Source organism: Burkholderia sp. WTPI3, from assembly GCF_021483755.1.
In the GTDB taxonomy this organism is placed as follows: Bacteria; Pseudomonadota; Gammaproteobacteria; order Burkholderiales; family Burkholderiaceae; genus Burkholderia.
Window position 1 is genome coordinate 26128 of the sequence record NZ_JAGIXF010000026.1, and the last position, 24691, is coordinate 50818.

The window sequence follows — 24691 nt, forward strand, 5'->3', positions numbered from 1 at the left end:
AGCGCAAAGAAATGACGATTCTGGTGATTGCAGAACACGACAACGCGTCGATCAAGGCCGCGACGCTGAACGCGGTGGCGGCGGCGGCGAAGATCGGCGGCGACATTCACGTGCTGGTCGCGGGCCACAACGCGCAGGGCGCGGCCGATGCGGCGTCGAAGATTGCGGGCGTATCGAAGGTACTCCTGGCCGACGCGCCGCAACTCGAAGCGGGCCTGGCGGAAAACGTCGAGGCGACCGCGCTGAACATCGCGAAGGATTACTCGCACATCCTCGCGCCGGCTACCGCCTACGGCAAGAACATCGCGCCGCGCATCGCCGCGAAGCTGGACGTCGCGCAGATCTCGGACATCACGGCAGTGGACTCGGCCGATACGTTCGAGCGCCCGATCTACGCGGGCAACGCGATCGCGACGGTGCAGTCGAGCGACCCGATCAAGGTCATCACGGTGCGTGCGACGGGTTTCGATCCGGTAGCCGCGGAAGGCGGCAGCGCATCGGTCGAGAAGATCGAAGCGGCAGCCGACGCAGGCAAGTCGCAATTCGTGAGCCGTGAGGTGACGAAGCTGGACCGTCCGGAGCTGACGTCGGCAAGCATCATCGTGTCTGGCGGCCGCGGTCTGGGCAGCGGTGAAAACTACACGAAGGTGCTGGAGCCGCTGGCGGACAAGCTGTCGGCGGCACTCGGCGCATCGCGCGCGGCAGTGGATGCAGGCTACGTGCCGAACGACTATCAGGTCGGCCAGACCGGCAAGATCGTTGCGCCGCAGCTGTACATCGCAGTCGGTATCTCGGGTGCGATCCAGCACCTGGCCGGCATGAAGGATTCGAAGGTGATCGTCGCGATCAACAAGGATCCGGAGGCGCCGATCTTCAGCGTGGCCGATTACGGTCTCGTCGGCGATCTGCACGAGCTTGTCCCGCAACTGACCGCGTCGCTCTGATCCCTGCAACTCATCAGGATCCACTGATCCTGCCCGCATGCCGTGTCATTGCAACCGGCATGCGATTCACGCGAAGGACCGCGGCCTGATGCCTCTGGTCCGAGCGAACCCCCAAGCGCAGTTTTCCACCGGTCAGGAGCCGAGCATGGAACGTACCGCTTCACCTGTCGCCAATCCGTCGCTGATCGAGCGTCGTTCGATCGACCATATTCCCGATGCCGAGCGCCACGGCAACCTGTTCAGTCAATTCACCCTGTGGTTCGGCGCGAACCTTCAGGTCACGGCAGTCGTCGTCGGCGCGCTGGCGGTGGTGCTCGGCGGCGACGTGTTCTGGTCGCTGATCGGTTTGCTGGCAGGCCAGGTGCTTGGCGGCGCGGTGATGGCGCTGCACGGGGCGCAAGGGCCGCAGCTCGGGCTGCCGCAGATGGTGTCGAGCCGCGTGCAGTTCGGCGTGTACGGCGCGATCGTGCCGCTCGCACTCGTCTGCGTGATGTATGTCGGATTCTCCGCGGGCGGAACGGTCCTCGCCGGGCAGGCGATCGCCGAATTGCTGCATGTCGGCCATACCGCCGCGATCCTGATCTTCTCCGCGCTCGTCGTGCTGCTCACCGGTCTCGGCTACCGGACGATTCATGCAATGGGGCGCATATCGAGCATCGTCGGCACGCTCGCATTCCTGTATCTGTTTGCGAGCCTGCTGAACGGGCCCGCGCTCGGCGCGTTGCTCGCGAATCGCCACTTCACGCCCGCGTCGTTCCTGCTCGCGGTGTCGTTGTCCGCGTCGTGGCAGATCGCGTACGGACCGTACGTCGCCGACTATTCCCGTTACCTGCCCAGAGCGACGTCGCCCGTCAAGACCTTTGCCGCCGTATTCTGCGGCACCGTGATCGGCGCGCAGGTATCGATGACGTTCGGCGTGCTGGCCGCGGCGCTCGCCGGCGATCGCTTCGCCGGGCACGAGGTCGCGTTCATCGTCGGCCTCGGCGCGACGGGTACGATCGCAGCGGTGCTCTATTTCACGATCGCGTTGGGCAAGCTGACGATCACGACGCTCAACGCGTACGGCAGTGTGATGTCGGTTGCGGCGATCCTGACCGGCTTCGGCGGGCGACGCGAGATCTCGCCGCGCACGCGCATCGCGTTCGTGCTGCTGACCGTCGCCGCATCGAGCGGGATCGCGCTGGCCGGGCAGCACGATTTCCTCAAAGCGTTCTCGTCGTTCCTGCTGTTTCTGCTAGTGTTCTTCACCCCGTGGAGCGCGATCAATCTCGTCGACTATTACTGCGTCACGCGCGAGCGTTACGACGTGCCGGCATTGTTCGACCCCGACGGCCGGTACGGCCGCTGGAACGTCGTCGGTATCGCGGTCTACGCGGTCGGCGTGCTCGTGCAGATGCCGTTCGTCGCGACGGGGTTCTACACCGGGCCGTGGGTCGATGCGCTAGGCGGCGTCGACGTGTCGTGGATCGTCGGCATCGTCGTGCCGGGCTTGTTGTACTACGTCGCGTCGCGCGGCGCCGTGGCGAGCGTGCCGGATCGCCTGATCCTGTCCGACTCGGCGCGCGACGTCGACTAGTGTAGTGCGTCACAAATAATGCAACTTAATCGCGGTTTACGAGTCTCCTTGATACGGAGGGAGAACTCATGCGAATCGCGGCGAAAGTTGAGCTAAGTGAAGCACAGCGCAAACAGTTAAAGACGTGGGCTACTGGCCGGACGATTCCGGTTCGACTGGCTGAGCGCGCCAAGATGATTTTGCTCGCAGCGCAGGGAAAGACAGATAAAGAGATCAGTGCGGACCTGGCTATCTGGCGAGGCACGGTCGCACGCTGGCGCGCTCGCTTTATAGCTGACGGTGTGACGGGGATCGAGCGGGATGAGACGCGACCCGGGCGCAAGCCGAAGATCTCCGCGCGCAAGGTCAAGACCGTTGTGGCACTGACGACGCAGCAACGTCCGGATAACGCGACGCATTGGAGCACACGCAGCATGGCAGCGGTGGCCGGCATAAGTGAGGCGAGCGTGCGGCGCATCTGGCAGGCGCATGGCCTCAAGCCGCATCGGTTAGAGAGCTTCAAGGTATCGAACGACAAGCACTTTGCCGAGAAACTCGAGGACATCGTCGGGCTGTATCTCGATCCCCCGGAGCACGCCTTGGTCCTGTGCTGCGATGAGAAGTCCCAGATCCAGGCACTTGATCGGACCCAGCCGGGCTTGCCGCTCAAGCGAGGTCGCGCTCAAACGATGACGCACGATTACAAGCGCCATGGTGTGACGACGCTGTTTGCCGCGATGAACACGCTCGATGGCAGTGTCATTGGCCAGTGCCAGACTAAACATCGTCACCAGGAGTGGTTGAGCTTCTTGCGCAAGATCGATCGCAACACGCCCAAGGACAAGGAGCTGCATTTGATCGCTGACAACTATGCAACCCATAAGCACCCCGAGGTACAGGCATGGCTTGCCAAGCACCCGCGATTCCACATGCATTTCACGCCCACCAGTGCCTCTTGGCTCAACATGGTCGAACGCTTCTTTCGTGACTTATCAGTGAACCAGTTGCGACGTGCGGCGTTCCGCTCGGTACCCGAATTGGTCAGCACAATCGAACAGTACGTGCAGAAGCACAATCGTCATCCGAAACCATTCATCTGGACAGCAAAAGCCTCCGACATCCTCGCGAAAGTCACGCGTGCCAGGGCCAAACTGAATAAGATGCAATCTGTTTGACGCAGACCACTAGGTCACGGTTCGCTCGCGATTGCGCGTAACGGGCGGCGGCGTGTCGGGGTCGTGCGATGCGGCCCGCGCCGCCTCCATCGCCCCCGCAAGCGCATCGAACACCGCTGGCCCCTTGCAGCGCGACACGTTGAAGCGCATGAACGACGTCGCGCTGCGCGCCGCACTGAACACGTTCCCCGGCGCGAGCACCACGTCGTGATCGAGCGCGTGGCGCGCGACGTGCGCGGCGTCGAGCCCGTCGGGCAACTCCGCCCATACGAACAGTCCGCCGCGCGGTTCCGTCCAGATCCCGAGCCCGGCGCGCGCGAGCCGCCGGATCGTCTCGCCCATCGCGTCCGCGAGCTGCGCGCGCAGGCTGTCGAGATGGCGCCGGTACGTGCCGTCGACGAGCAGCCGATGCACGACGTTCGCGCCGATCTGCGCATTGCCGAACGACGTCGCGAGCTTCAGGTCGACGAGCGCATCGATCCATTCGGGACGCGCGGCGACATAGCCGCAGCGGATCGCAGCCGACAGCGTCTTCGAGAAGCTGCCGATCGACACGACGCGCGACAGCCCGTCGAATGCCGCGAGGCGCGGCGCGGGCGTGCTCTCGAAGTCCGCGAAGATGTCGTCCTCGACGATCAGCAGCCCATGCTCGGCCGCGAGCGTCAGCAGCCGGTGCGCGACCGGCGGCGCGAGCGTTGCGCCGGTCGGGTTGTGCAGTGCCGCGTTCGTGATGTAGAGCCGCGGACGATGCTCGACGAGCACCTGCTCGAAGCGCGCGAGGTCGGGGCCGTTCGGCGTGTACGGGACGCTGACGATCCGCGCACGATGCGCGCGCAGCAGCGCCTGGAAGTTGAAGTAGCACGGGTCGTCGAGCACGACGGTGTCGCCGGGCTCCAGCAGCAGCCGGCACACCAGATCGAGCGCATGCGTGCCGCCGTCGGTCAGCATGATCTGCGCGGGCTCCGCATGGATGCCGTGCTGCGCGAGGCGCCACGCGAGCTGCTGGCGCAGTGCGGGCAGCCCGAGTGGTGTCGCATAGTCGGTCAGTGCGTCGGGTTCGTCGCGCGATACGGCGCGCAGCGCGCGGCGCAGGCTCTCGTCGGGCAGCCACGACGATGGCAGCCAGCCGCAGCCGGGTTTCACCGAGCCGGGCGCCGCTTCAAGCGCCTGGCGCGACAGCCACAGCGGATCGAGCTCGCGATCGAGGCGGGGCCCGAGTTCGGCGAGCGCGAGCGGCGGCGCATGGCCCGACACGTAGAAGCCGGAGCCGCGCCGCGCGACGAGCACGCCTTCGCTCGCGAGCCGTTCGTACGCGTCGACGACGGTCGATTTCGACACATGCAGCGCGTCGGCCATCATCCGGATCGACGGCACGCGCGCGCCAGGCATCAGCGCGCGGCTCGCGATCCGCGCGCGCAGCGTGTCCATCACGGTTTCCACACGCGTGCGCGATGCCGCGGGCGGGGCGAGGTGCTGGGCGGATTGGCTCATGGCGAAGGGTGAACTGTACGGCCGGTTGTTCAGTACAGTTTGTCCGAATTGTATTGAGCTGTAGCTTACGCGCATTTCGCGGGCGGCGGATTATCAGACATCCCCCTTTTTCCGATCAGGATGTGCCGTGCAAAAGACGACCGACGGATGGCTCAGCGGCTTGCTGGGCGTGATCATTTTCAGTGGCTCGCTGCCTGCGACACGCGTCGCGGTGCAGGGGCTCGACCCGCTGTTCCTCACGTTCGCGCGTGCGACGATTGCCGGCGTGCTCGGCCTGGGGTTGCTCGTCGCGCTGAAGCAGAAGCGGCCCACGCGCGCCGAGACCGCGTCGCTCGTCGTCGTCGCACTAGGGGTCGTGGTCGGTTTTCCGTTGCTGACCGCGCTTGCGTTAAAGCACGTGACGTCCGCGCACGCGATCGTGTTCGTCGGGCTGCTGCCGCTGGCGACCGCGCTGTTCGGCGTGTGGCGCGGCGGCGAACGGCCGAGGCTGCCGTTCTGGATCTTCTCGCTGCTCGGCAGCGGCGCGGTGGCCGCGTTTGCGCTGCGCAACGGCGGCAGTGCGTCGGTGGTCGGCGACGCGCTGATGCTGGCCGCGATCGTCGCATGCGGGCTCGGCTACGCGGAAGGCGCGCGCCTGTCGCGCCAGCTCGGCGGCTGGCAGGTGATCTCGTGGGCGCTGGTGCTGTCGCTGCCGGTGATGCTGCCGCTCGCGTGGTTCACGTGGCCGGCCACGTTCGACGGCGTCGACGCCGCCGCGCTGTGGGGGCTCGCCTACGTGTCGCTGTTCAGCATGCTGATCGGCTTCGTGTTCTGGTATCGCGGGCTCGCCCTCGGCGGGATCGCGGGCGTCGGCCAGTTGCAACTGCTGCAGCCGTTCTTCGGTTTCCTGCTCGCAGCCGGGCTGCTGCACGAGGCGGTGCCGCCGTCGATGCTCGTCGTGACGGTCGTGGTCGTCGGCTGCGTCGCGGGCGCGAAGTACTTTTCGAAAATGGCGCCGATGCAGCGCGCGGGCTGACGCGCGGTGCACGGCGACGTGACGGGCCAAGCCGAACGAGCGGCTCTGCCGCGCGCCGAGCGTCGCGCAAGACGGGCCGCGCATGTTGCGCGGCCCGTTCGCCGGCGCCCGTCGACATCAGGCGTCGGCGTGCTTACGCAACGTGCGCAACGCCGTATTGCGACGACAGATAGCGCCGGATATCGGCGGGCGAATCGATGAAGCGACGGCCGTTGTGCTCGCGCACGCCGAGCGCATCATCCTTCGGTGTCTGCCCGTTGGCCAGCACGAGCACGGGTGCCGACTGATTGTCCTCGCCGATCAGCGCGACGATCGGCTGGCGCGGCCGCGGCGCGTCGATGTACTCGACCGCGACCGCGTCGCGCAATTGCGGATAGAAACTGAGCAATCCTTCGACGGCAACCGAGTCGCCGCAGTAAAACGGACCTTCGGAGTCCTTGAAGAAACCCGGGCGGAGAATGAACAGCGTGTCTTTCATGATGGCCTCGCTATCAGTGGTGGTCGAACGTTGAAAAAGATGTGATGCGTCGTGGCACGAACAGGCGTGCGCGAGATGCGCTGCGTTGCCCGATGTCAGGCTTCCACGAATGCGGCCGCGGCGGCACGCATTCTCGCGAAACCGGCGTCGAGGTCGGCGATCATGTCGTCCGGATGCTCGAGCCCCGCGTGAATGCGCAGCAGCGGGCCGGCGGCAGCCCATGACGTCGCGGTGCGATGACGCGACGGGTTCGACGGGATGATCAGGCTTTCGAAGCCGCCCCAGCTGTAGCCCATGCCGAAGCACGTCATCCCGTCGAGCAGCGCACGCACGGCCTCGTCGGGCTGCGGATGCAGCACCAGGCCGAACAGCCCGCACGCGCCCGTGAAGTCGCGCTGCCACAGCGCGTGGCCGGCATCGCCTGGCCGCGCCGGATAGAGGATCTGCGCGACTTCCGGCTGCTGCGCGAGCCATTCGGTCAACACGTGCGCATTGCGCTGGTGCCGCTCGAGCCGCACCGACAGCGTGCGCAGGCCGCGCAGCGCGAGATACGCATCGTCGCCGCTGACGGTCATCCCGAGCTGCCGGTAGCAGCGCGTGACTTTCGGCGCGAGCGCCTCGGTGGTCAGGATTACACCCATCAGCACGTCGGAATGCCCGGCGATGTATTTCGTTGCCGCGTGGATCGACACGTCGACGCCATGCGAGAACGAACGGAAATTCAGCGGCGTGCCCCACGTGTTGTCGAGCAGCACGACCGCGCCGTGCTCGTGTGCGACGTGGCAGATCGCGGGGATGTCCTGCACCTCGAAGGTCAGCGAGCCGGGCGATTCGGTGAATATCGCGCGCGTGTTGGGTCGCATCAGCGACGCGATGCCGGCGCCGATCGACGGATCGTAGTACGTCGTTTCGATGCCGAGGCGCGCGAGCGTTTCGTCGCAGAACGAGCGCGTCGGGTCGTACGCGGAGTCGACCATCAGCAGATGGTCGCCGGGATCGAGCACCGCGAGCAGCGCGGTCGTGATCGCGCTGAGTCCGCTCGGTGTCAGCAGTGCGGCGTGCGCGCCTTCGAGACGCGCGAGCGCCTTCTCGAGCGCGCGCGTGGTCGGGCTGCCGTGCCGTCCGTAAGCGAGCGGCGTGCCGCGCACCGCGTCGAGCGCATCGGTGCCGTGAAAGAGCAGCGTCGACTGGCGGTACACGGGCGGATTCACCGGCGAGCCGGGCTGGCCGTGCGAGCGGCCTTCGTGAGCGAGGAGTGTGTCGGTCGAGTGCGGGTGGTTCAAGATGTCGTCCTTTGAAAGTCGGTCAATCGAAGCAGTGCGGCCGTCGTGTGCTCAGTGCAGGATCTTGTCGAGGAAGTCGCGGGCGCGATCGGAGCGCGGCGCGGCGAAGAACGCATCGCTTGCCGCATCCTCGACCACCGCACCCTGATCCATGAAGATCACGCGATGTGCGACCTTCCGCGCGAAGCCCATCTCGTGCGTGACGCACACCATCGTCATTCCGTCGCGGGCGAGCTCGACCATCACGTCGAGCACTTCGTTGATCATCTCGGGGTCGAGCGCGGAGGTCGGTTCGTCGAACAGCATCGCGACCGGGTTCATCGACAGCGCGCGCGCGATCGCGACGCGCTGCTGCTGCCCGCCGGACAACTGCCCCGGATACTTGTGCGCATGGGCCTTCAGGCCGACGCGATCGAGCAGCTTCATCGCGTTCTCGATCGCCTCGTCCTTGCGGCGACCGAGCACCTTGACCTGCGCGAGCGTCAGGTTGTCGGTAATCGACAGGTGCGGAAACAGCTCGAAATGCTGAAACACCATGCCGACCCGCGCACGCAGTTGCGCGAGTTTCGCGGCGGGATCGCCGAGCCGCATGCCGTCGACGACGATGCTGCCTTTCTGGAACGGCTCGAGGCCGTTGATCGTCTTGATCAGTGTCGACTTGCCGGAGCCCGACGGCCCGCACACGACGACCACTTCGCCTTTCGATACCGCCGCGCTGCATGCGGAAAGGACCTGATGCTTGCCATACCACTTCGAAACGTTGTCGAGCGTGATCATGTTGTGTCCGTGGTTGAGGTTCATGTCGATGGGCGCGCGCCTGCTCAATGCGTGGACGGCAGCGCGAGACGCGTTTCGACGCGGCCCTGCAGGCGCGTGAGCAGCGTGCTGAGAACCCAGTAGATCGCGGCGGCGGCGAGGTAGAGCGGCAGCGGCTGGAAGGTCGCGGCGATCACTTCCTGCGTCGAGCGCAGCAACTCGGTGACGGTGATCACCGACACGAGCGAGGTGTCCTTGATCAGGCTGATCAGCGTGTTGCCGAGGCTCGGCACGGCCAGGCGCAGCGCCTGCGGGCAGACGATATAGCGCAGCGTCTGCACGTGCGTGAGGCCGAGGCTGTGCGCCGCCGCCCATTGTCCGCGGCCGATGCCGAGGATCGCGCCCCGCATGCTTTCGGACAGGTACGCGCCGGCATTGAGCGTCAGCGTGAAGATGCCCGCCGTCGTCGGGTCGAGCGTGATGCCGAGATCGGGCAGTCCGTAGTAGACGACGAACATCTGCACGAGCAGCGGCGTGCCGCGCATCAGGCTCACGTAGCCTTGTGCGAGGCCGGACGCGAGCCGGTTGCTGCCGATGCGCATGATGGCGGCCACGAGCCCGACGACGAGGCCGAGCGCCATCGACGCCACCGCGAACTTCAGCGTGAGCAGCGCGCCCTTCACCATGACGGGCAGCGTATGTATGATCAGATCGAGTGCTTCCACCACGTGTCTCCTGATTGTGTTTTCGACGGCCCGCGCATCGGGGTGCGCGGGCCTTTGCAGCGCTGCGTTATTGCGTGACCGGCCGGGAGGTGTCCGCACCGAACCACTGCATCGAGATCTTCTTCAGCGTGCCGTCCTGCTGCAGCGATGCGACCGCGTCGTCGATCGCCTTCGCGAATTTCGGATTGCCCTTGCGGAACGGGATGCCCATTTGGTCTTCGCCGCCGGGGAGCACGGAGCCGGGGCGCAGCGGCAGGTGCGAGTTCTTGATCAGGTAGCTCAGCATCAGGCGGTCGTTGACCGCCGCATCGATGCGGCCCGCCGCGAGGTCGCGCAGGTTTTCCGGCGTGCCCGGATACACCTGCAGATCGATCGCTGGCACGGTTTTCACGAGGTCGACGTAGTTGCTGCCCATCGTCACGCCGACTTTCCTGCCCTTCAGTTCGCCGAGCGACTTGAACGCACGCGTGTCGTTCTGGCGTTGCAGCAGTTGCGCGGACGAATACACGTACGGTGTGCTGAAATCGAGCGCCTGCTGGCGCGACGGCGTGATCGCCACCTGGTTCACGATCACATCGAACTTGCCGGCCTGCAGCCCGGCGAGAATCCCGCTCCATTCGGTCGTGACGAACTGCGGCTTCACGCCGAGCCGGGCGGCGACCGCCTTCGCGACGTCGACGTCGAACCCTTCGAGCTGCCCGTCGGCATTGCGGTAGTCGAACGGCGGGTAGGTGCCTTCGAGCGCGATCTTCAGCACGCCGGCCTGCTTGACGGTGTCGAGCAGGTCCGCCGCGTGCGAGGCCGTGGCCGCAACGCAGAGGAGGGCGGCGGCGAGGCCTTGCTTGAGCGTCGGGTTGAAGTGTTTCTTCATGGTCGTCTCCGTGGTCGTTGTCGAAAATTCAGGGTGTGCGTGTCCGCAGCGACGGGCGGCGTCGCCGTGGGCGGGAATCGGATCGAAGGAGCCGCGGCGAGACGCGGCGCGCGACGGTGTGGCGGCGAGTGCGGCGCGAGCCGTTCGCCGCGATGCGTTACGGCTTGCGTTCGCGCGCGCAGGCGGACCGCACGGCGTTCGTATCGAACGGGTTCCGGTGTGCGGCGAGGAGTTCAAGCATCGTGTTCATGATTGCCCGTGCGGCTTGCGAGTGAGGTAGACCGGCTGCATCGTCGATGCGTATCCGGCGACGCAAATGCTGAACGACTGAGGGCAATCTTAGTTTTGTCAAAAAGGAAAGTGCTTCCAAAAATGCAGGCACTTTCCACGCGCCGTGGAATGTTTTTCTCTCTGTGTGGAACGTGATGCAGGCGATCTGCTGCGGTTGCACGGGGTGCGCAGCATGAGGTGCTACGGCGTGCGCGAGCGGTTGCCCTGCGCGAGCGGCACGCGCCAAAAGCAAAACGGCCAGGCATGCCTGAAGCGGCAAGCCTGGCCGTGAGCGTTCGAGCGGTGTCGAACGCGGCGTGAAGGCGCGGTTACTCGAACGTTTCGAGCGCGAGCAGTTCGTCGATCGTCTGCCGGCGGCGAATCAGCCGCGGGGTGCCGCGATCGACGAGCACTTCCGGTGCGAGCGGCCGGCTGTTGTAGTTCGAGGACATCGATGCGCCGTACGCGCCCGCGTCGTGCAGGAACAGCAGGTCGCCGATCTGCGGCTGCGCGAGCTTGCGGTGCGTGACCACGCCGCCTGCGTCCTGCGTGAACACGTCGCCGGATTCGCACAGCGGTCCGGCGATCGCGATGTCGACGAGCGGCCGGCCGGCGGGCAGTGCGCCATCGTGCGCATGCACGGACACCGCGTGATAGCTGCCGTACATCGACGGACGCATCAGGTCGTTGAAGCCCGCATCGATCAGCACGAAGTCGTGCTTTGGCCGGCGGTTCACGCCCTGCACTTCGGTGACGAGCGTGCCGGCTTCCGCAACGAGGAAGCGGCCCGGTTCGATCTCGATGCGCACCGCGTGGCCGAGATGCCGTTCGATCCGCTTGCGCGCGGCATCCCACTGGCTGAAGTAGTGGCCGACGTCGACGCGCGGCTCGCCGTCGCGATACGGGATCGACAGGCCGCCGCCCGCGGAGATCGCTTCGATGTCGTGGCCGAGCGACGTGACGAGGTCGACCATCGCATCGCACACCTGCGACAGGTGGCCGTAGTCGACGCCCGAGCCGATGTGCATGTGGATGCCGACCAGCTTCAGCCCGTACTGGCGCACGATCTCGATCGCGCGCGGCACGTCGTCGATCCAGATCCCGTGCTTGCTTTGCGGGCCGCCGGTGTTGGTCTTGTTGCTGTGGCCGTGGCCGAAACCCGGATTCACGCGCAGCCATACGCGATGGCCGGGCGCATGCTCGCCCACGCGCGCGAGCATGTCGAGCGAGCCGGCGTTCACGGTTACGCCGTGCTTGAGCACGGCCGCGAGCGTCGGGCGGTCGATCAGGTCGGCCGTGAACACGACGCCTTCCGGTTCGCCTGCCGGACTGAATCCGGCCGCGAGGCTGCGTTCGATTTCGCCGAGCGACACGGCATCGACGCACGCGCCTTCCTCGCGCATCAGCTTCAGGATATGCAGGTTCGAGTTCGCCTTCTGCGCATAACGGATCACGTCGAATTGGCGCAGTTGGGCGATGCGGTCGCGGATGACGTCGGCGTCATACACCCACAGCGGGGTGCCGTATTGCTGCGCGAGCGCCGCGAGCTGGCGGGAATCGAGAGACATGGCGGATGAATCGGATCGAATGAACGGATAGCGTGAATGATGCGCCTGAAAGGCTATGCGGTAAAATGCCTGTTTATCGATATTCGATTCATTCTGGATATAGGGTGCCATGCTTACACACCGGCATATCGAGGTTTTTCGCGCGCTGATGGTCACCGGCAGCACGACGCGAGCGGCCGAGATGCTCTATACGTCGCAGCCGACCATCAGCCGCGAACTCGCCCGCATGGAGCAGGTGGTCGGCTTTGCACTGTTCGAGCGCTCGCATGGCCGGCTGCGGCCGACGATGGCCGCGCTCACGCTGTTCGACGACGTGCGGCTCGCCTATGTGGGGCTCGAGCGGGTCGCGGCGACGGCCGCGCGGCTGCGCGAGTTTCGCGACGGACAATTGTCGGTGATCGCGCTGCCGGCGTTCTCGCACGCGATCCTGCCCGGGGCGTGCCGGCGTTTTCACGACGCGCATGCGGGCGTCAGCGTGTCGGTCGCGACGCAGGAGTCGCCGGTGCTCGAGGAGTGGCTGACGGCGCAACGCTACGACCTCGGGCTGACCGAGCACGACGTCGCGCCGGCCGGCACCCTGCTCACGCCGCTGCTCGAAGTCGACGAGGTGTGCGTGCTGCCCGACGGCCATCCGCTGCTGGCGAAGGATGCGATCGATCTCGCGGATCTCGCCGATCGCCCGTTCGTGAGCCTGTCGCTGAACGACCCGTACCGGATCATGATCGACGAGGCGTTCGCGCAGCTCGGTGTCGCACCGCGCTCGGTGATCGAAACGCCGTCGGCGGTGTCGGTGTGCGCGTTCGTGCGGCAGGGGCTCGGCGCCGCGATCGTCAATCCGCTGACTGCGCTCGATTTCGTCGGGCGCGATCTGCACGTGCGGCCGCTCACGCGGGCGTTCCCGTATCGCGTCAGCGTGATCGTGCCGGAGCACCGGCCGAAGAGCCTCCTCGTCGACGCATTCGCCGACGCGCTGCGCGGCGAAGCGAAAGCGATCCGGCGCCGGCTCGCTGCGCTGCCCGGTTAGCGGCGGCCGTATGATGAACGTTTCGCCGCAGTCGTTGCCATCCTCGTCCTCACTTTCACGGAAACGGAACCCGTCATGAACGACGCTTCATCCTCCCTCGCACAACCGACGCTCACCGGCGAGCGCATCGAACTGCGGCCGCTCGAAGCGTCCGACCGGCAGGCGCTGCTGGATGCCGCCGCCGATGGTCGACTGTGGAACCTGAAGGTCACGGTCGTGCCGGGCGAGGAGACGGTCGACGCGTATATCGACACCGCGCTGCAAGGGCGCGCGAGCGGCACCGTGATGCCGTTCGCGATCGTCGATCGCGCGTCGGGCCGCGTGATCGGCAGCACGCGCTTCTGGAAGATCGACCGCCAGCATCGCAAGCTCGAGATCGGTCATACGTGGCTTGGCGAATCGTCGCAGCGCACGCGCGCGAATACCGAAGCGAAATGGCTGCTGCTCGCGTACGCGTTCGACACGCTGCATTGCGTGCGCGTGCAGTTCACGACCGACGAACTGAACGAGAAGTCCCGTGCGGCGATTCTGCGGCTCGGTGCGAAGCAGGAAGGGATCGTGCGTCACGAACGGATCATGCCCGACGGCCGCAAGCGCAATTCGGTGCGCTTCAGCATCATCGACGACGAATGGCCGGAAGTGCGCGAGCGGTTGAAGGCGAAGCTTGCGACGTGACGCGTAACGGGTGTTGTATGCATCGCGCCGCCGGAAGGGGCGGCGCGACGATGGGGGGACGTCGTGTGCCGCGCGCGATGCGCGGCCATGCATCGCGTTACTGTGCCGATGCGAGGTGGTGACGCTGCGCGAGCTTCTGCGCGTCCGCGTAGTGCGCCTGCAGGATCGGCAGCGACTGGCGTGCGACTTCCTTCAGCTTCGTGTCGCGGCCCGAGGCGATTTCGGCCTGGAACGCCGAAATCGTCTTCTGCTCGCCGGCGAGCGCGACCTGTTCGATATACGCCTTGTCGAAATCCGCGCCGCGCAGGCTCTTGATGCTGTCCAGCACGGTGGTGTCGGGATTGTTGGCCGGCACGTCGACGCCGCGCGGGCTCGCTGCGCGCATCGCCTGGATGATTTTTTCATCGTCGGTCGACACGCGTTGCGCGAATGCCTTCACCTGGCTGTCCGACGTGCGCGAATCGGCGATGCGCGCTGCGTCGTGCTGCGTCGACACGGTCTTCGTGCCGTTCGTTATGAAGGTCTGGTCGGCTTCGTGGATGCGTGTCTCTGCGGCGGCCGGTGCGGACGGCGACGGTTGCGCGGTTTGCGCATTCGCCGTCACGGCGACGAACAGCAGGCCAGCGGCAGACAATGCAAGGCGCGAGAGGGTGGGAAAGCGGTTCATGGGACCTCCTTTCGATCGGGGCTCTGATTAACGGACGGATCGCGTGATCCGCAGCTTTGCGAGAGACCGGGCGCGCCCGGGCCGGAATCGACCGCCGCTCTGCCGCGATGGCGGTCGAAGTGTTTCGCGGCCCGACTGATTCTAGGAGAGCGTCCGGGTAGCAGGTGCAACCGCGCTGTGCCTTGTGTAACGGTTGGTAAGACGAGTCGATGGGCGCGCGAACGGGCAGGTAGCGCGTACCTGTCGCGCGTATCGCGGCGGCAATTCTTGCGTGCACGGTGTGCTTGAAATGGATGCGGCGTGCACGCGTGTCGTCGGCGTTTCATCGTCGCGCGGGTCGGACACGTAGCGGATGCACACCGTATGCGTGACGTCGCATCGAATCGCGCGACGTCGGTCACACGCGATCGAGCAGGGCGTCGAGGCGCGGGAGCAGCGGCGTCGCGCAATGCGACTGCAATGCGTCGGGCGCCGTATAGCCCCATGCGACGCCCAGGAACGCGATGCCCGCGCGGCGTGCCGCATCGGCATCGCGGATTTCGTCGCCGACGTACAGCACCTCGGCGGGTTGCATGCCGGCTTCGCGCACGAGTGCGCGAAGCCGGTGCGCCTTGCCGAACAACGGAATGCCGCACGCGAAGAGATCGACGTGACGGCTGGCGCGCGGGCCGAGCCGGTCGCGCACGATGTCCTCGGTGTTCGACGTCGCGATCGCGATACGGATCCCGCGCGCGGCGAGCGCATCGAACGTGTCGTCGACGCCGGGGAACAGCTTCACCCGCGCAATGTGCGGCCGCATCAGGCGACGCATGTCGACCGTCACGCGCGGCACTTTCCACATCGGCACCTCGAGCGCGCGGATGATCTCGCGCGCCGACATCCCGCGCAGCGCGGGGCGCAGTTCGGGCGTGGCGTCGCGAAAGCCGTGCAGGCGCGACGCCTGCGTCAGCGCCGCGAGAAAGCAGTCGAGCGAATCGGCGAGCGTGCCGTCGAAGTCGAACGCGATGAGTCGGTAGGGCATGAGACAGCGTGGTGGCGTTATCGGGCGGCGAGCGCGGCGCGGCCGCGCATTGAAGTGTCTTCTTCCAGTCGGGCGTGGCCGGCGGCCGGCGCCGCAAGCAGGTTGCGCACAGGCTACCCGATTCGCAGGAATTCGTGCATGGGCAGGAAAGGGCGCGTAACGGACGCGTAACGGACGCAAAGGCGGGTATGCTGTCGGCGTTTCTTCCGTCCGCATTCACCGACATGAAAATCGCGCGTACTCGCCCTGCGACGTGGGTTCTCGGGGCGGCCTTCGCCTTGACCGTCGCGATGCCCGCCGCCGCCGCGCCGGAAAAGCGCTGCGGATGGCTCGAGAATCCGACGCCGGCCAACTGGTGGCTGGTCGACAAGGACGCCAGCTGGACGCTGTCGACGCAGGGCAGTCCGCCGGTGCCGGGCCTCGACGAGATGCCCGACATGTCGACGCGCGGGTGGGTCGTGACCAACGCGGGGATGCACGGCTACGGCTGCGCATGCCTCGATCTGGAAATCGACCCGCGCACTCGCGAGGTGACGCGGATCGTCGCGGCCCGGCCGCTGCCGTTGAAGCGTTGCAAGGCCGATCGCGCATTGCCGGCGCCGTGAGCGGGGAAAGCGGCGGATTGAAGCCAATCGCTTGTCGCCCACCCCGCACCGCGCTATCGTGGCTGCTCCGCCCCGATCCGACCGGAGAGCCGACGTGCCCGCAGCCACACCCGCCACGCTGAGATTTTCCACCGACAAGCGCGAGCTCGACATCGACGCGATCTTCGATTTCCTGCATCGCGACGCGTACTGGTCGCAGGGCATTCCGCGCGACGTCGTCGAACGCGCGATCGAAGGGTCGCTGTGCTTCGGCGCGTATGTCGGCGACCGGCTCGTCGGGTTTGCGCGGCTCGTCACCGATCACGCGACGTTCGCGTACCTGTGCGACGTGTTCGTGTTGCCGGCCGAGCGCGGCAACGGCTACGGCCGCGCGCTGATCGACCACGTCTTCGCGCAGCCGATGGTGCAGGGCCTGCGCCGCATCATGCTGGTGACGACCGATGCCCACGAGTTGTACCGCCCGGTCGGCTTCGGGCCGTCCGCGAATCCCGAGCGGCTGATGGAGATCCGCCGCCCCGACATCTACGCGAAACGCTGACGCACGGCGAGCGCATACGAGCGCATACAATACGCGCTTTCGTTTTTGCCGAAGGAAAGCAGATATGACCGAACAGGAAGCCGAACAGCTCGCCACACATCGTCACTACAAGGGCGGGCTGTATCGCTACATCGGCGTCGCCCGTCATTCCGAAACCGAGGAATCGGTGGTCGTATACGAGCATCTGTGGCCGCATGCGCGCGGTCTGTGGGTGCGCCCGGAAGCGATGTTCAACGAGAACCTGCAGGACGGCACGCCGCGTTTTCGCAAGCTGCGCGACTGAGCGGCAGCAGGTGACGTTCGCGCAAGCGGAGCATGCATCGTCGCCGGCCGACGCAATGACGCAGGCGTTACACGCCCGCCAGCGCCTTCTCCAGCTCGGGCGGCGCGTGCGCGACCGTCACCGCGGGCGTCCCGTGCCATGCCGCAAGCTTTTTCACGGCCTTCGCGACATCGGCCGCGAGCCCGGCGCCGAACCGCACACCGGGCTCGACATGGAAAGCCTTCAGCTCGAACGTGCCGAGCATGCGATGCGCCTTGGCGTCGACGCGCCCGATCAGCCGGCCGCGATGCAGCACCGGCAGGCAGAAGTAGCCGTAGCGCCGCTTGTGCGCGGGTGTATAGCACTCGATCGTGTAGTCGAACCCGAACAGCGTCGATGCGCGCCGCCGGTCCCACACCACCGGATCGAACGGCGACAGCAGCGTCGTGACCGTCGAGCGCAGCGTGTCGGCCGCGGCGGCCGGCAGCAGCGATTCGAGCGAGCGATGCACGTAGGCGGGCTCTTTCCAGTCGGCGATCTCCACCGGAATCAGGTCGCCCGCGTCGGCGAGCCGATCGAGCTCCGCGCGGTATGAACGGCGCGGCAGCCGATAGTAGTCGGCCACCCAGTCGGCCCGCACGACACCGAGCGCGCGACACGTGTAGTCGAGCAGCGCGGGCAGCACGGCTTCGCGCGGCGGCAGGTCGCGCGCATCGTCCCAGCCGGGCAGCACGCGCTCGCGCACGTCGTACACGCGCTGGAAGTTGCGGCGTTCGGACACCATCAGGTCGCCGGTCGTGAACAGCACCTCGAGATGCTTCTTCTCCGGCTTGCGGTCCCACCAGCCGTTGCCCTTTGCGCCGTCTTCGCGGATGAAGTCCGCCGAGCGCACCGGGCCTTCGTCGCGAATCCGCACGAGCAGCCGCTCGATGTCGGGGAGATTCTGTTCGTGCCATTCGGCTGCGTATTTCCAGCCCATCCCGGACGGATCGAGCATCTTGTAGCGCATCAGCCCGAACTGCTCGACGGGCAGGAAGCACGCTTCATGCGACCAGTATTCGAACAGGCGCGCCTCGGCGAGATGTTCGTCGAGCCACTGCGGGGTGAAGTCGCCGAGGCGGCTGAACAGCACGAGATACGGGCTGCGCGCGACGACGTGAATGGTATCGATCTGTAACTGCGCCATCCGGCGGATCGTGTCGAGCACGTCGGCCTTGGTCGCCTTGCGGCGCGGCGGAGTCAGCAGGCCCTGCGCGGCGAGATGCAGCGCGCGGGCGGCGACGGGCGAGAGCGTAAGCATCGGAACGGCAACTGAGGGTGACGGTCGGGCACCACTTTAGCGCGAAAGCGGCGCGCGTGTGCGGCGCGGGCAAGGGTTGGCGTCTGACAATGGTTGACAGATGCGCGGCGCGAGTTTCCCTATAGTGCAGTCATGGCGCGACGAAATGTGCGCGCAACGATTCCGCTTCCGACGCACGATATGTCCATGGCACGCAGGAAGCGAATCCGGGATTCTCAACCCCCAACGAGAGACCCGGAGCCCTGAGCGGACATCCATGCGGCTGTGCACCGGCCCCGTGTGGATGTCCGCTGATTTTTTTGTTTTTCCGGTTTCTCGCCGCCGACCTCGCCGACTTTTTTCCCGCCAGTCCGTTTATTGCCGCTTGCCCCGCGCGACTTCGTCGCCGGCGCCGGGCGGCAGCCGCCGCGTGATCGGAATCGACGCGAACGAGCACAGCCCGACCACGACGAACGCCGGCCAGAAATCCGACCACACCATCGTCTGGTGTCCTTGCAGCCAGTGCGAGATGTGCAGCACGAGGCCCGCGACCGTCACGCCGAGCCCGAGCGACATCTGTTGCACGACGCTGCCGAGGCTGGTGGCGCGGCCCGCGTCGCTTTGCGAGATGTCCGCGTAGATCATCGAATTCAGGCTGGTGAACTGCAGCGCGGGGAAAATGCCGCCGACCAGCACGATCGTCCAGATCGCCCAGGTCGCCATGCCCGGATGGAACAGGCCGTAGGCGGCGATCGCGAGCCCGGCGAATGCCGCGTTGTAGATCAGCACCGTGCGAAAGCCGAAGCGGCGCAGCGTATGCGTGGCCGTCGAGCGGCTCACCGCGCCGCCGAGCGCGGACGCGCACGTGATCAGGCCGGAGTGGAAAGCGCTCATCCCGAGCCCTTCCTGCAGCGCGAGCGGCAACAGGAACGGCACCGCGCCGAGGCCGATCCGGAACAGCGACCCGCCGACCACGCTCGCGTGGTACGTCGGTATCTTCAGGAAGCTGAGGTCGAGCACCGGCCGCTCCTTGCGGCGCGCGTACGGCACGTAGAGCGCGAGCATCGCGGCACCTGCCACGCACATCATGACCGCGTTGCCGCGCGACGTGAGCGAACCGTCGATCAGCGTCAGCCCCATCAGCAGCAGCGCGGCGCCGCTCGCCGACAGCAGGAAGCCGAACCAGTCGAGCGGCCCCGGATCGGGCTCGTGCGTGTTCGCGATGTGCTTGCTCGCGAGGTAGATCCCGTAGATCCCGATCGGCACGTTGATGAAGAAGATCATCCGCCAGTGCAGATAGGTCGTGATGAAGCCGCCGACGAGCGGCCCGAACGTGGGCCCGAACAGCGCGGGAATGGCGAGGTAGTTCATCGCGCGCACGAGATCGGCGCGCGGCACCGCGCGGAAGATGATGATCCGGCCGACCGGCACCATCATCGCGCCGCCGACGCCCTGCACGAAGCGCGCGAACGTGAGCAGACCTAGGGAATTGGATGCCGCGCACATCAGCGAGCCGGCGACGAAGATGCCGATCGCGGTACGGAACACGGAGCGCGCGCCGAAGCGGTCGGCGAGCCATCCGCAGATCGGGATGAACACGCCGAGGCCGACCACGTAGGCCGTGATCGCAATGTTCAGGGTGACGGGGCTGTGCCCGAAGTCCCTCGCCATCGCGGGCAGCGCGGTGACGATGATGTTCGCGTCGACGCTTTCCATGAACAACGCACAGGCAACGATGAGCGGTGCTAGAAAGACGGGCGACATGGGCAGGGCGCGCGGTAAAGATGCCATTATGCCCACAATGTGGTCGTTGCGTCACGCGAGGCAACGCTTGTTCCGCATGTTGCAACAGTCGTTCCTGCTACGGTGCCCGTGAAAAGAGACGACTGCCGCTGCGGTGCGGAACATGACACGACACATGACGGCGACGGGCGGCCACGGCAGCGAAGCTTGCATGCGCTGCGCGTTTCGTGCGACAGTCGGCACTCATCTGCGGAACACAACCACGCGCATCGATCGACGGCCATCGAGACGGGCGCACGCGCGAAAGAGACCCCTGCCGATCCACTCACCATCGAAAGGAGGGGACACGTCATGACGCCACGTCGTGCCGCATCGACCGAATCGCAACCCGACTCGCAACCCGACTCGCAACCCGACTCGCAACCCGACTCGCATCCGTCCATGCCCGCGCCGCGTCTGCGCTGGGCGGCCGTCATGGCAGTCGCGTACCTGGCCGTTGCCGGCTGCGCCGCACAGGCCGACAGCGCGAACCGGGCCGCCGCGCAACAGGCCGCGCAGGCTTCCGAGCCTGCCGCGACGGCGTTCGCGAGCCCGGCATCCGGCACGCTGCTGCCGCCGCCGAGCCAGCTCTACGGCGACCTGTTCGTCGCGGTGCAGACGGCCCAGCTCTATCCCGACCAGAAGACCTTCGTCGATGCGACGCCCGATACCGATCCCGCGACGATCGTGCAGTTGTATCAGCAACAAAAATCGCAGCCGGGCTTTTCGCTGAAGGCGTTCGTCGACCAGCACTTCACGCTGCCGCCCGAAGGCGGGGTCACGCCGCCGGCGAACCAGACGCTGCGCCAGCACATCGACTGGTTGTGGCCGCAACTCACGCGCACGAGCGCAACGGTGCCGTCGTACAGTTCGCTGATCCCGATGCCGAAACCGTACGTGGTGCCCGGCGGCCGCTTCCGCGAAGGCTACTACTGGGATACCTATTTCACGATGCTCGGGCTGCAGGTGTCGGGTCGCGAGGATCTCGTCGACGACATGCTCGACAACTTCGCGCACCTGATCGACACGGTCGGCCACATCCCGAACGGCAACCGCACGTACTATGCGAGCCGCTCGCAGCCGCCGTTCTTCGCATACATGGTCACGCTCGCCGCGCAGGCCGAGGGCGACCAGGTCTACCAGAAATACCTGCCGGAGCTGCGCAAGGAATACGGGTACTGGATGCAGGGCGAAACCACGACGCCGCGCGGGCGGGCCGCGCGCCACGTGGTCGCGATGCCCGACGGCGCGATGCTGAACCGCTACTGGGACGCGAGCGACACGCCGCGCGACGAATCGTATCTGGAGGACGTAACGACGGCGAAGGCCGTGCCGAACCGTCCGGCGAACGAGGTGTACCGCGACCTGCGCGCGGGCGCCGAAAGCGGCTGGGACTACAGCTCGCGCTGGTTCGGCGACGGCAAGACGCTCGCGACGATCCGCACGACGTCGATCGTGCCGGTCGACCTGAACAGCCTGATGTTCCATCTCGAGCGCACGATCGTGAAGGGCTGCACGGTATCGCACGACGTCGCGTGCGTGGCGGACTTCTCCGGGCGTGCGGCGCGCCGCGCGGCCGCGATCAACCGCTATCTGTGGAACCGTCGCGGCTATTACGGCGACTACGACTGGCAACTGCGCAAGCCGCGCGACGCCGTGTCGGCCGCTGCGCTGTATCCGCTGTTCACGGGCGTCGCATGGCCCGAGCGCGCGAAGGCGACCGCGCGCGAGGTGCGCAAGACGTTGCTGCAGCCGGGCGGCCTCGCGACGACGACCGGGAATACGGGCCAGCAGTGGGACGCGCCGAACGGCTGGGCGCCGCTGCAGTGGATCGCGATCGAAGGGCTGCGCCGCTACGGCGAACCGGCGTTCGCGAAGGACATCGGCACGCGCTTCCTGACCGACGTGCGGCATGTGTATGCGACCGAAGGCAAGCTCGTCGAGAAGTACGTGGTCGAAGGTGCGGGCGAAGGCGGCGGCGGTGGCGGTGAATATCCGCTGCAGGACGGCTTCGGCTGGACCAACGGCGTCACGCTGAAGCTGCTCGGGCTGTACGGCGACAATGGACAGTAGCGGGCAGCGGCGGACAAGCCGCCGGCACGACGCTCGCGTGGCGCACGAGGCATGCTGAAAGGTTGCGGCACGTGTTTTCGGGGGTAAATCTTTCAGTGCGGCAATGCGCAAAATTTATTTCGGGAAATGGGGCTTCAAGGGGTTGACTTCACTTTCGGGGCGTCCATAGAATCCGCCATCTTCACTCTTGGGGCCGCCGCCTTGGACGCCTGCAGTAGTCGATCTTCGAACGAAATTTCCGCCTGAGCGACCGACGTCCGCGCCTCATCGAAGCCGCCGTTTGTCACCCAGGCAAACGGTGCGCGCAGCATTACTCCGCAGTAACTCCCTACGTGCACCCTGATTCGCGCCGGTTAGCGTGATGCGTTTTCGCATGCGCCGTCCGGTTTTACCGCCGCCTGGCAGGCGGCCGCATTCGTGCATCCCGTTTCCGGGCGCGCGAATACCGGCCCGCATGCCGTGCGGCGGTCAACCGTGTTCGCCGGAACACCGCACAGGAGCCGCCATGAACGACAGTGACAGTTGTCCCTTATGCCCGTTGCACCAACAGACCCTTTTGAACCCGGGTCGCAGGGACACTCCGGCTCACTAGCCTGACACGACGTTCAGGCCCCGGACTGGCCCCGCGTCCACCACGCGGCCGGCACGCATGCCGTCGCCGCCAGGGGCCAGACCATGAACTTCGGCCTTCTGCTGTCGAACCTCCCGCACGTCACGGAATCGCGTCCGCACTACGACGCGATGCTGACGCTCGACGCCCGTCCGCGAGTGTTCTCCCGTTTGCTGAACCACCTGAAATCGTTGATCCGCTGAAGCAGCGCCGAGCGCGCCTCGGCATGCGCACGCGTGGCCGCCGTCGAGCGGCCGCCCGCGTGCATTCCAAGGTCGCATGCTTGCCAGATAACCATTAGCCGTACGGAATTCATCATGTCGACGCCATCCAACATCTCTCCACCCGTTGCTGTCGAACGCAGCGCCGTGCTCGACGAAGCCCATCTGGGCGACATCCGCGGCGCGCTCGGCACGATCGCGCATCACGATACCGCCGCGCGTGGCACGTGGTGGGCGCGCCTGCGCACGCTGCTCGCGATCATCGGCCCCGGCCTCATCGTGATGGTCGGCGACAACGACGCCGGCGCATTCGGCACCTATACGCAGGCCGGCCAGAACTACGGCACGACGCTGCTGTGGACGCTGCTGCTGCTCGTGCCGGTGTTGTACGTGAACCAGGAAATGGTGTTGCGCCTGGGCGCGGTTACCGGCGTCGGCCATGCGCGCCTGATCTTCGAGCGCTTCGGCAAGTTCTGGGGCGCTTTCAGCGTGATCGACCTGTTCCTGCTCAACGCGCTGACGATCGTCACCGAGTTCATCGGTATCACGTTCGTGCTGGATTTCTTCGGCTTGCCGAAGGTGGCCGGCGTGTGCGTAGCCGCCGCGCTGACGATGGCCGCGGTGAGTACCGGAGACTTCAGGCGCTTCGAGCGGTTCGCGATCGTGCTGTGTCTGATGAGCCTGCTGCTCGTGCCGGTGCTGGTGACGATCCACCCGCCGGTCGCGCAGATGTCGCGCGATTTCTTCATGCCGAACTGGCCCGCGCACGCGAAGCTGTCCGACGTGATGCTGCTCGTGATCGGCATCGTCGGCACGACGGTCGCGCCGTGGCAGCTGTTCTTCCAGCAGAGCTACGTGATCGACAAGCGCATCACGCCGCGCTTCATGAAATATGAAAAGGCCGACCTGTGGATCGGCATCGCCTTCGTGCTGGTCGGCGCGGTCGCGATGATCGCGTTCTCGGCGCAACTGTTCTCGGGTCATCCGGAATTCGGCAATTTCACCGACGCGGGCGGCATCATCGCGGGCCTCGAGAAGTATGCGGGCCATACGAGCGCGACGCTGTTCGCGATCGCGCTGCTCGACGCGTGCATCATCGGCGCGGCGGCGGTGTCGCTGTCGACCGCCTATGCGATCGGCGACGTGTTCAAGATCCGTCATTCGCTGCATCGCGGTGTGTCGGATGCGAAGGGCTTCTATCTCGTCTACTTCGGGATCGTCGCGGCGGCCGCTGCGCTGGTGCTGATTCCGGGCAGCCCGCTCGGCCTGCTGACCGAAGCGGTGCAGACGCTCGCGGGCGTGCTGCTGCCGAGCGCGACCGTGTTCCTGCTGCTGCTCTGCAATGACAGGCAGGTGCTCGGGCCGTGGATCAATTCGACGAAGCTCAATATCTTCACGGGCGCGGTGATCTGGGTGCTGGTGATGCTGTCGATCATCCTGACCGCATCGGTGATGTATCCGGACATCAGCGGCGAAGCGATCCTCGATGTGCTGGTGGGCGGTAGCGTGTTCGCCATCGTCGGCTATCTCGCGACGGTGCTGATTCGTCGCCACAAGCGGGTCGTCGAACCGGGCGTCGATCGCGCACTGCGCGACACGTGGCGCATGCCGCCGCTCGGCACGCTCGAGCCGCAGAAGATGACGCTGTCGACGCGCGTCTGGATGACCGTGCTGCGCGGCTATCTGGTGATCGCGGTCGGTCTGGTGATCGTCAAGGTCGTGCAGATGACGCTGCTGAAGTAACGGAAGTAACGGCGATCATCTGTCTGGAAGCGGCGCCGGACCCGGCACCGCGCCGCAACC

The 24691-nt window shown here is 66.3% G+C and carries 24 protein-coding genes; 12 read left to right on the plus strand and 12 right to left on the minus strand.

Annotation, left to right across the window (positions count from 1 at the left end):
* Positions 1-11 precede the first annotated feature (11 nt).
* The 3 genes from J7024_RS16455 (at position 12) to J7024_RS16465 (ending at position 3674) form a co-directional block, all read left to right on the plus strand.
* On the plus strand, positions 12-944 hold the full coding sequence (locus J7024_RS16455) for an electron transfer flavoprotein subunit alpha/FixB family protein (protein WP_199568882.1): 933 nt from the start codon (positions 12-14) through the stop codon (positions 942-944).
* A 145-nt stretch (positions 945-1089) separates the two neighbouring features.
* On the plus strand, positions 1090-2520 hold the full coding sequence (locus tag J7024_RS16460) for a purine-cytosine permease family protein (protein ID WP_175752196.1): 1431 nt from the start codon (positions 1090-1092) through the stop codon (positions 2518-2520).
* A gap of 68 nt (positions 2521-2588) precedes the next feature.
* Positions 2589-3674, plus strand: coding sequence for an IS630-like element ISBmu8 family transposase (locus J7024_RS16465; RefSeq protein WP_007180368.1), 1086 nt, complete (start codon positions 2589-2591; stop codon positions 3672-3674).
* A gap of 9 nt (positions 3675-3683) precedes the next feature.
* Here J7024_RS16465 and J7024_RS16470 read toward each other — a convergent pair whose 3' ends face one another.
* Positions 3684-5165 carry an aminotransferase-like domain-containing protein gene (locus J7024_RS16470; RefSeq protein WP_175770700.1) on the minus strand — a complete coding sequence of 494 codons (1482 nt, stop codon included), beginning with the start codon at positions 5163-5165 and terminating at the stop codon, positions 3684-3686.
* Positions 5166-5292: 127 nt separating this feature from the next.
* Between J7024_RS16470 and J7024_RS16475 the strand changes: the two genes are divergently transcribed.
* Positions 5293-6180 (plus strand): DMT family transporter, encoded by an 888-nt coding sequence (locus J7024_RS16475; RefSeq protein WP_124830574.1) that lies wholly within the window; start codon positions 5293-5295, stop codon positions 6178-6180.
* A gap of 133 nt (positions 6181-6313) precedes the next feature.
* Here J7024_RS16475 and J7024_RS16480 read toward each other — a convergent pair whose 3' ends face one another.
* The 7 genes from J7024_RS16480 to lysA form a co-directional block, all read right to left on the minus strand.
* Positions 6314-6658 carry a DUF3088 domain-containing protein gene (locus tag J7024_RS16480; RefSeq protein WP_124830575.1) on the minus strand — a complete coding sequence of 115 codons (345 nt, stop codon included), beginning with the start codon at positions 6656-6658 and terminating at the stop codon, positions 6314-6316.
* 95 nt (positions 6659-6753) lie between these two features.
* Complete coding sequence (metC, locus tag J7024_RS16485) at positions 6754-7941, minus strand: cystathionine beta-lyase (RefSeq protein ID WP_124830576.1); 1188 nt, start codon at positions 7939-7941, stop codon at positions 6754-6756.
* 51 nt (positions 7942-7992) lie between these two features.
* Positions 7993-8718: an amino acid ABC transporter ATP-binding protein gene (locus J7024_RS16490; protein ID WP_124830614.1), complete on the minus strand. Its 726-nt coding sequence runs from the start codon at positions 8716-8718 to the stop codon at positions 7993-7995.
* 44 nt (positions 8719-8762) lie between these two features.
* Complete coding sequence (locus J7024_RS16495) at positions 8763-9422, minus strand: amino acid ABC transporter permease (RefSeq protein ID WP_124830577.1); 660 nt, start codon at positions 9420-9422, stop codon at positions 8763-8765.
* Between the two features lie 67 nt (positions 9423-9489).
* Positions 9490-10293, minus strand: coding sequence for a transporter substrate-binding domain-containing protein (locus tag J7024_RS16500; RefSeq protein WP_175752192.1), 804 nt, complete (start codon positions 10291-10293; stop codon positions 9490-9492).
* Positions 10294-10450: 157 nt separating this feature from the next.
* Positions 10451-10744, minus strand: a complete 294-nt coding sequence (locus J7024_RS16505) for a hypothetical protein (RefSeq protein WP_124830579.1) — start codon at positions 10742-10744, stop codon at positions 10451-10453.
* 148 nt (positions 10745-10892) lie between these two features.
* The gene (gene lysA, locus J7024_RS16510) at positions 10893-12131 is read right to left on the minus strand and encodes a diaminopimelate decarboxylase (RefSeq protein WP_124830580.1); all 1239 of its coding nucleotides are present in this window, start codon (positions 12129-12131) and stop codon (positions 10893-10895) included.
* A gap of 109 nt (positions 12132-12240) precedes the next feature.
* On the opposite strand from lysA, the gene J7024_RS16515 reads away from it, so the two are divergent.
* Positions 12241-13155 carry a LysR family transcriptional regulator gene (locus tag J7024_RS16515; RefSeq protein WP_199568880.1) on the plus strand — a complete coding sequence of 305 codons (915 nt, stop codon included), beginning with the start codon at positions 12241-12243 and terminating at the stop codon, positions 13153-13155.
* 75 nt (positions 13156-13230) lie between these two features.
* The gene (locus J7024_RS16520; RefSeq protein ID WP_124830582.1) at positions 13231-13830 is read left to right on the plus strand and encodes a GNAT family N-acetyltransferase; all 600 of its coding nucleotides are present in this window, start codon (positions 13231-13233) and stop codon (positions 13828-13830) included.
* A gap of 97 nt (positions 13831-13927) precedes the next feature.
* Here the strand turns inward: J7024_RS16520 and J7024_RS16525 are convergent, their stop codons facing one another.
* Both J7024_RS16525 and J7024_RS16530 read right to left on the minus strand, forming a co-directional pair.
* Entirely contained in the window at positions 13928-14497 is a 570-nt protein-coding gene (locus tag J7024_RS16525) for a DUF4142 domain-containing protein (protein ID WP_234745305.1), read from the minus strand.
* Between the two features lie 397 nt (positions 14498-14894).
* Positions 14895-15518, minus strand: coding sequence for an HAD hydrolase-like protein (locus J7024_RS16530; protein ID WP_124830584.1), 624 nt, complete (start codon positions 15516-15518; stop codon positions 14895-14897).
* A gap of 278 nt (positions 15519-15796) precedes the next feature.
* Here J7024_RS16530 and J7024_RS16535 point away from each other — a divergent pair, with 278 nt between their 5' ends.
* From J7024_RS16535 to J7024_RS16545, 3 genes are all read left to right on the plus strand, one after another.
* Positions 15797-16123 carry a DUF4087 domain-containing protein gene (locus J7024_RS16535; RefSeq protein WP_199568879.1) on the plus strand — a complete coding sequence of 109 codons (327 nt, stop codon included), beginning with the start codon at positions 15797-15799 and terminating at the stop codon, positions 16121-16123.
* 94 nt (positions 16124-16217) lie between these two features.
* Positions 16218-16661, plus strand: coding sequence for a GNAT family N-acetyltransferase (locus J7024_RS16540; protein ID WP_124830586.1), 444 nt, complete (start codon positions 16218-16220; stop codon positions 16659-16661).
* A gap of 64 nt (positions 16662-16725) precedes the next feature.
* The gene (locus J7024_RS16545; protein WP_124830587.1) at positions 16726-16944 is read left to right on the plus strand and encodes a DUF1653 domain-containing protein; all 219 of its coding nucleotides are present in this window, start codon (positions 16726-16728) and stop codon (positions 16942-16944) included.
* A gap of 67 nt (positions 16945-17011) precedes the next feature.
* Here the strand turns inward: J7024_RS16545 and J7024_RS16550 are convergent, their stop codons facing one another.
* Together J7024_RS16550 and J7024_RS16555 are read right to left on the minus strand one after the other, a co-directional pair.
* Positions 17012-18223, minus strand: a complete 1212-nt coding sequence (locus tag J7024_RS16550) for a winged helix-turn-helix domain-containing protein (protein WP_234745306.1) — start codon at positions 18221-18223, stop codon at positions 17012-17014.
* A gap of 354 nt (positions 18224-18577) precedes the next feature.
* Entirely contained in the window at positions 18578-19966 is a 1389-nt protein-coding gene (locus tag J7024_RS16555; protein ID WP_124830589.1) for an MFS transporter, read from the minus strand.
* Positions 19967-20296: 330 nt separating this feature from the next.
* Here J7024_RS16555 and treA point away from each other — a divergent pair, with 330 nt between their 5' ends.
* The 3 genes from treA (at position 20297) to J7024_RS16570 (ending at position 24631) form a co-directional block, all read left to right on the plus strand.
* Positions 20297-22057 carry an alpha,alpha-trehalase TreA gene (gene treA / locus J7024_RS16560; protein ID WP_234745307.1) on the plus strand — a complete coding sequence of 587 codons (1761 nt, stop codon included), beginning with the start codon at positions 20297-20299 and terminating at the stop codon, positions 22055-22057.
* 675 nt (positions 22058-22732) lie between these two features.
* A complete protein-coding gene (locus tag J7024_RS16565) occupies positions 22733-22870 on the plus strand; it encodes a hypothetical protein (protein ID WP_175752182.1) in 138 nt (45 codons plus the stop codon).
* 114 nt (positions 22871-22984) lie between these two features.
* On the plus strand, positions 22985-24631 hold the full coding sequence (locus tag J7024_RS16570; RefSeq protein WP_124830591.1) for an NRAMP family divalent metal transporter: 1647 nt from the start codon (positions 22985-22987) through the stop codon (positions 24629-24631).
* Positions 24632-24691 lie beyond the last annotated feature (60 nt).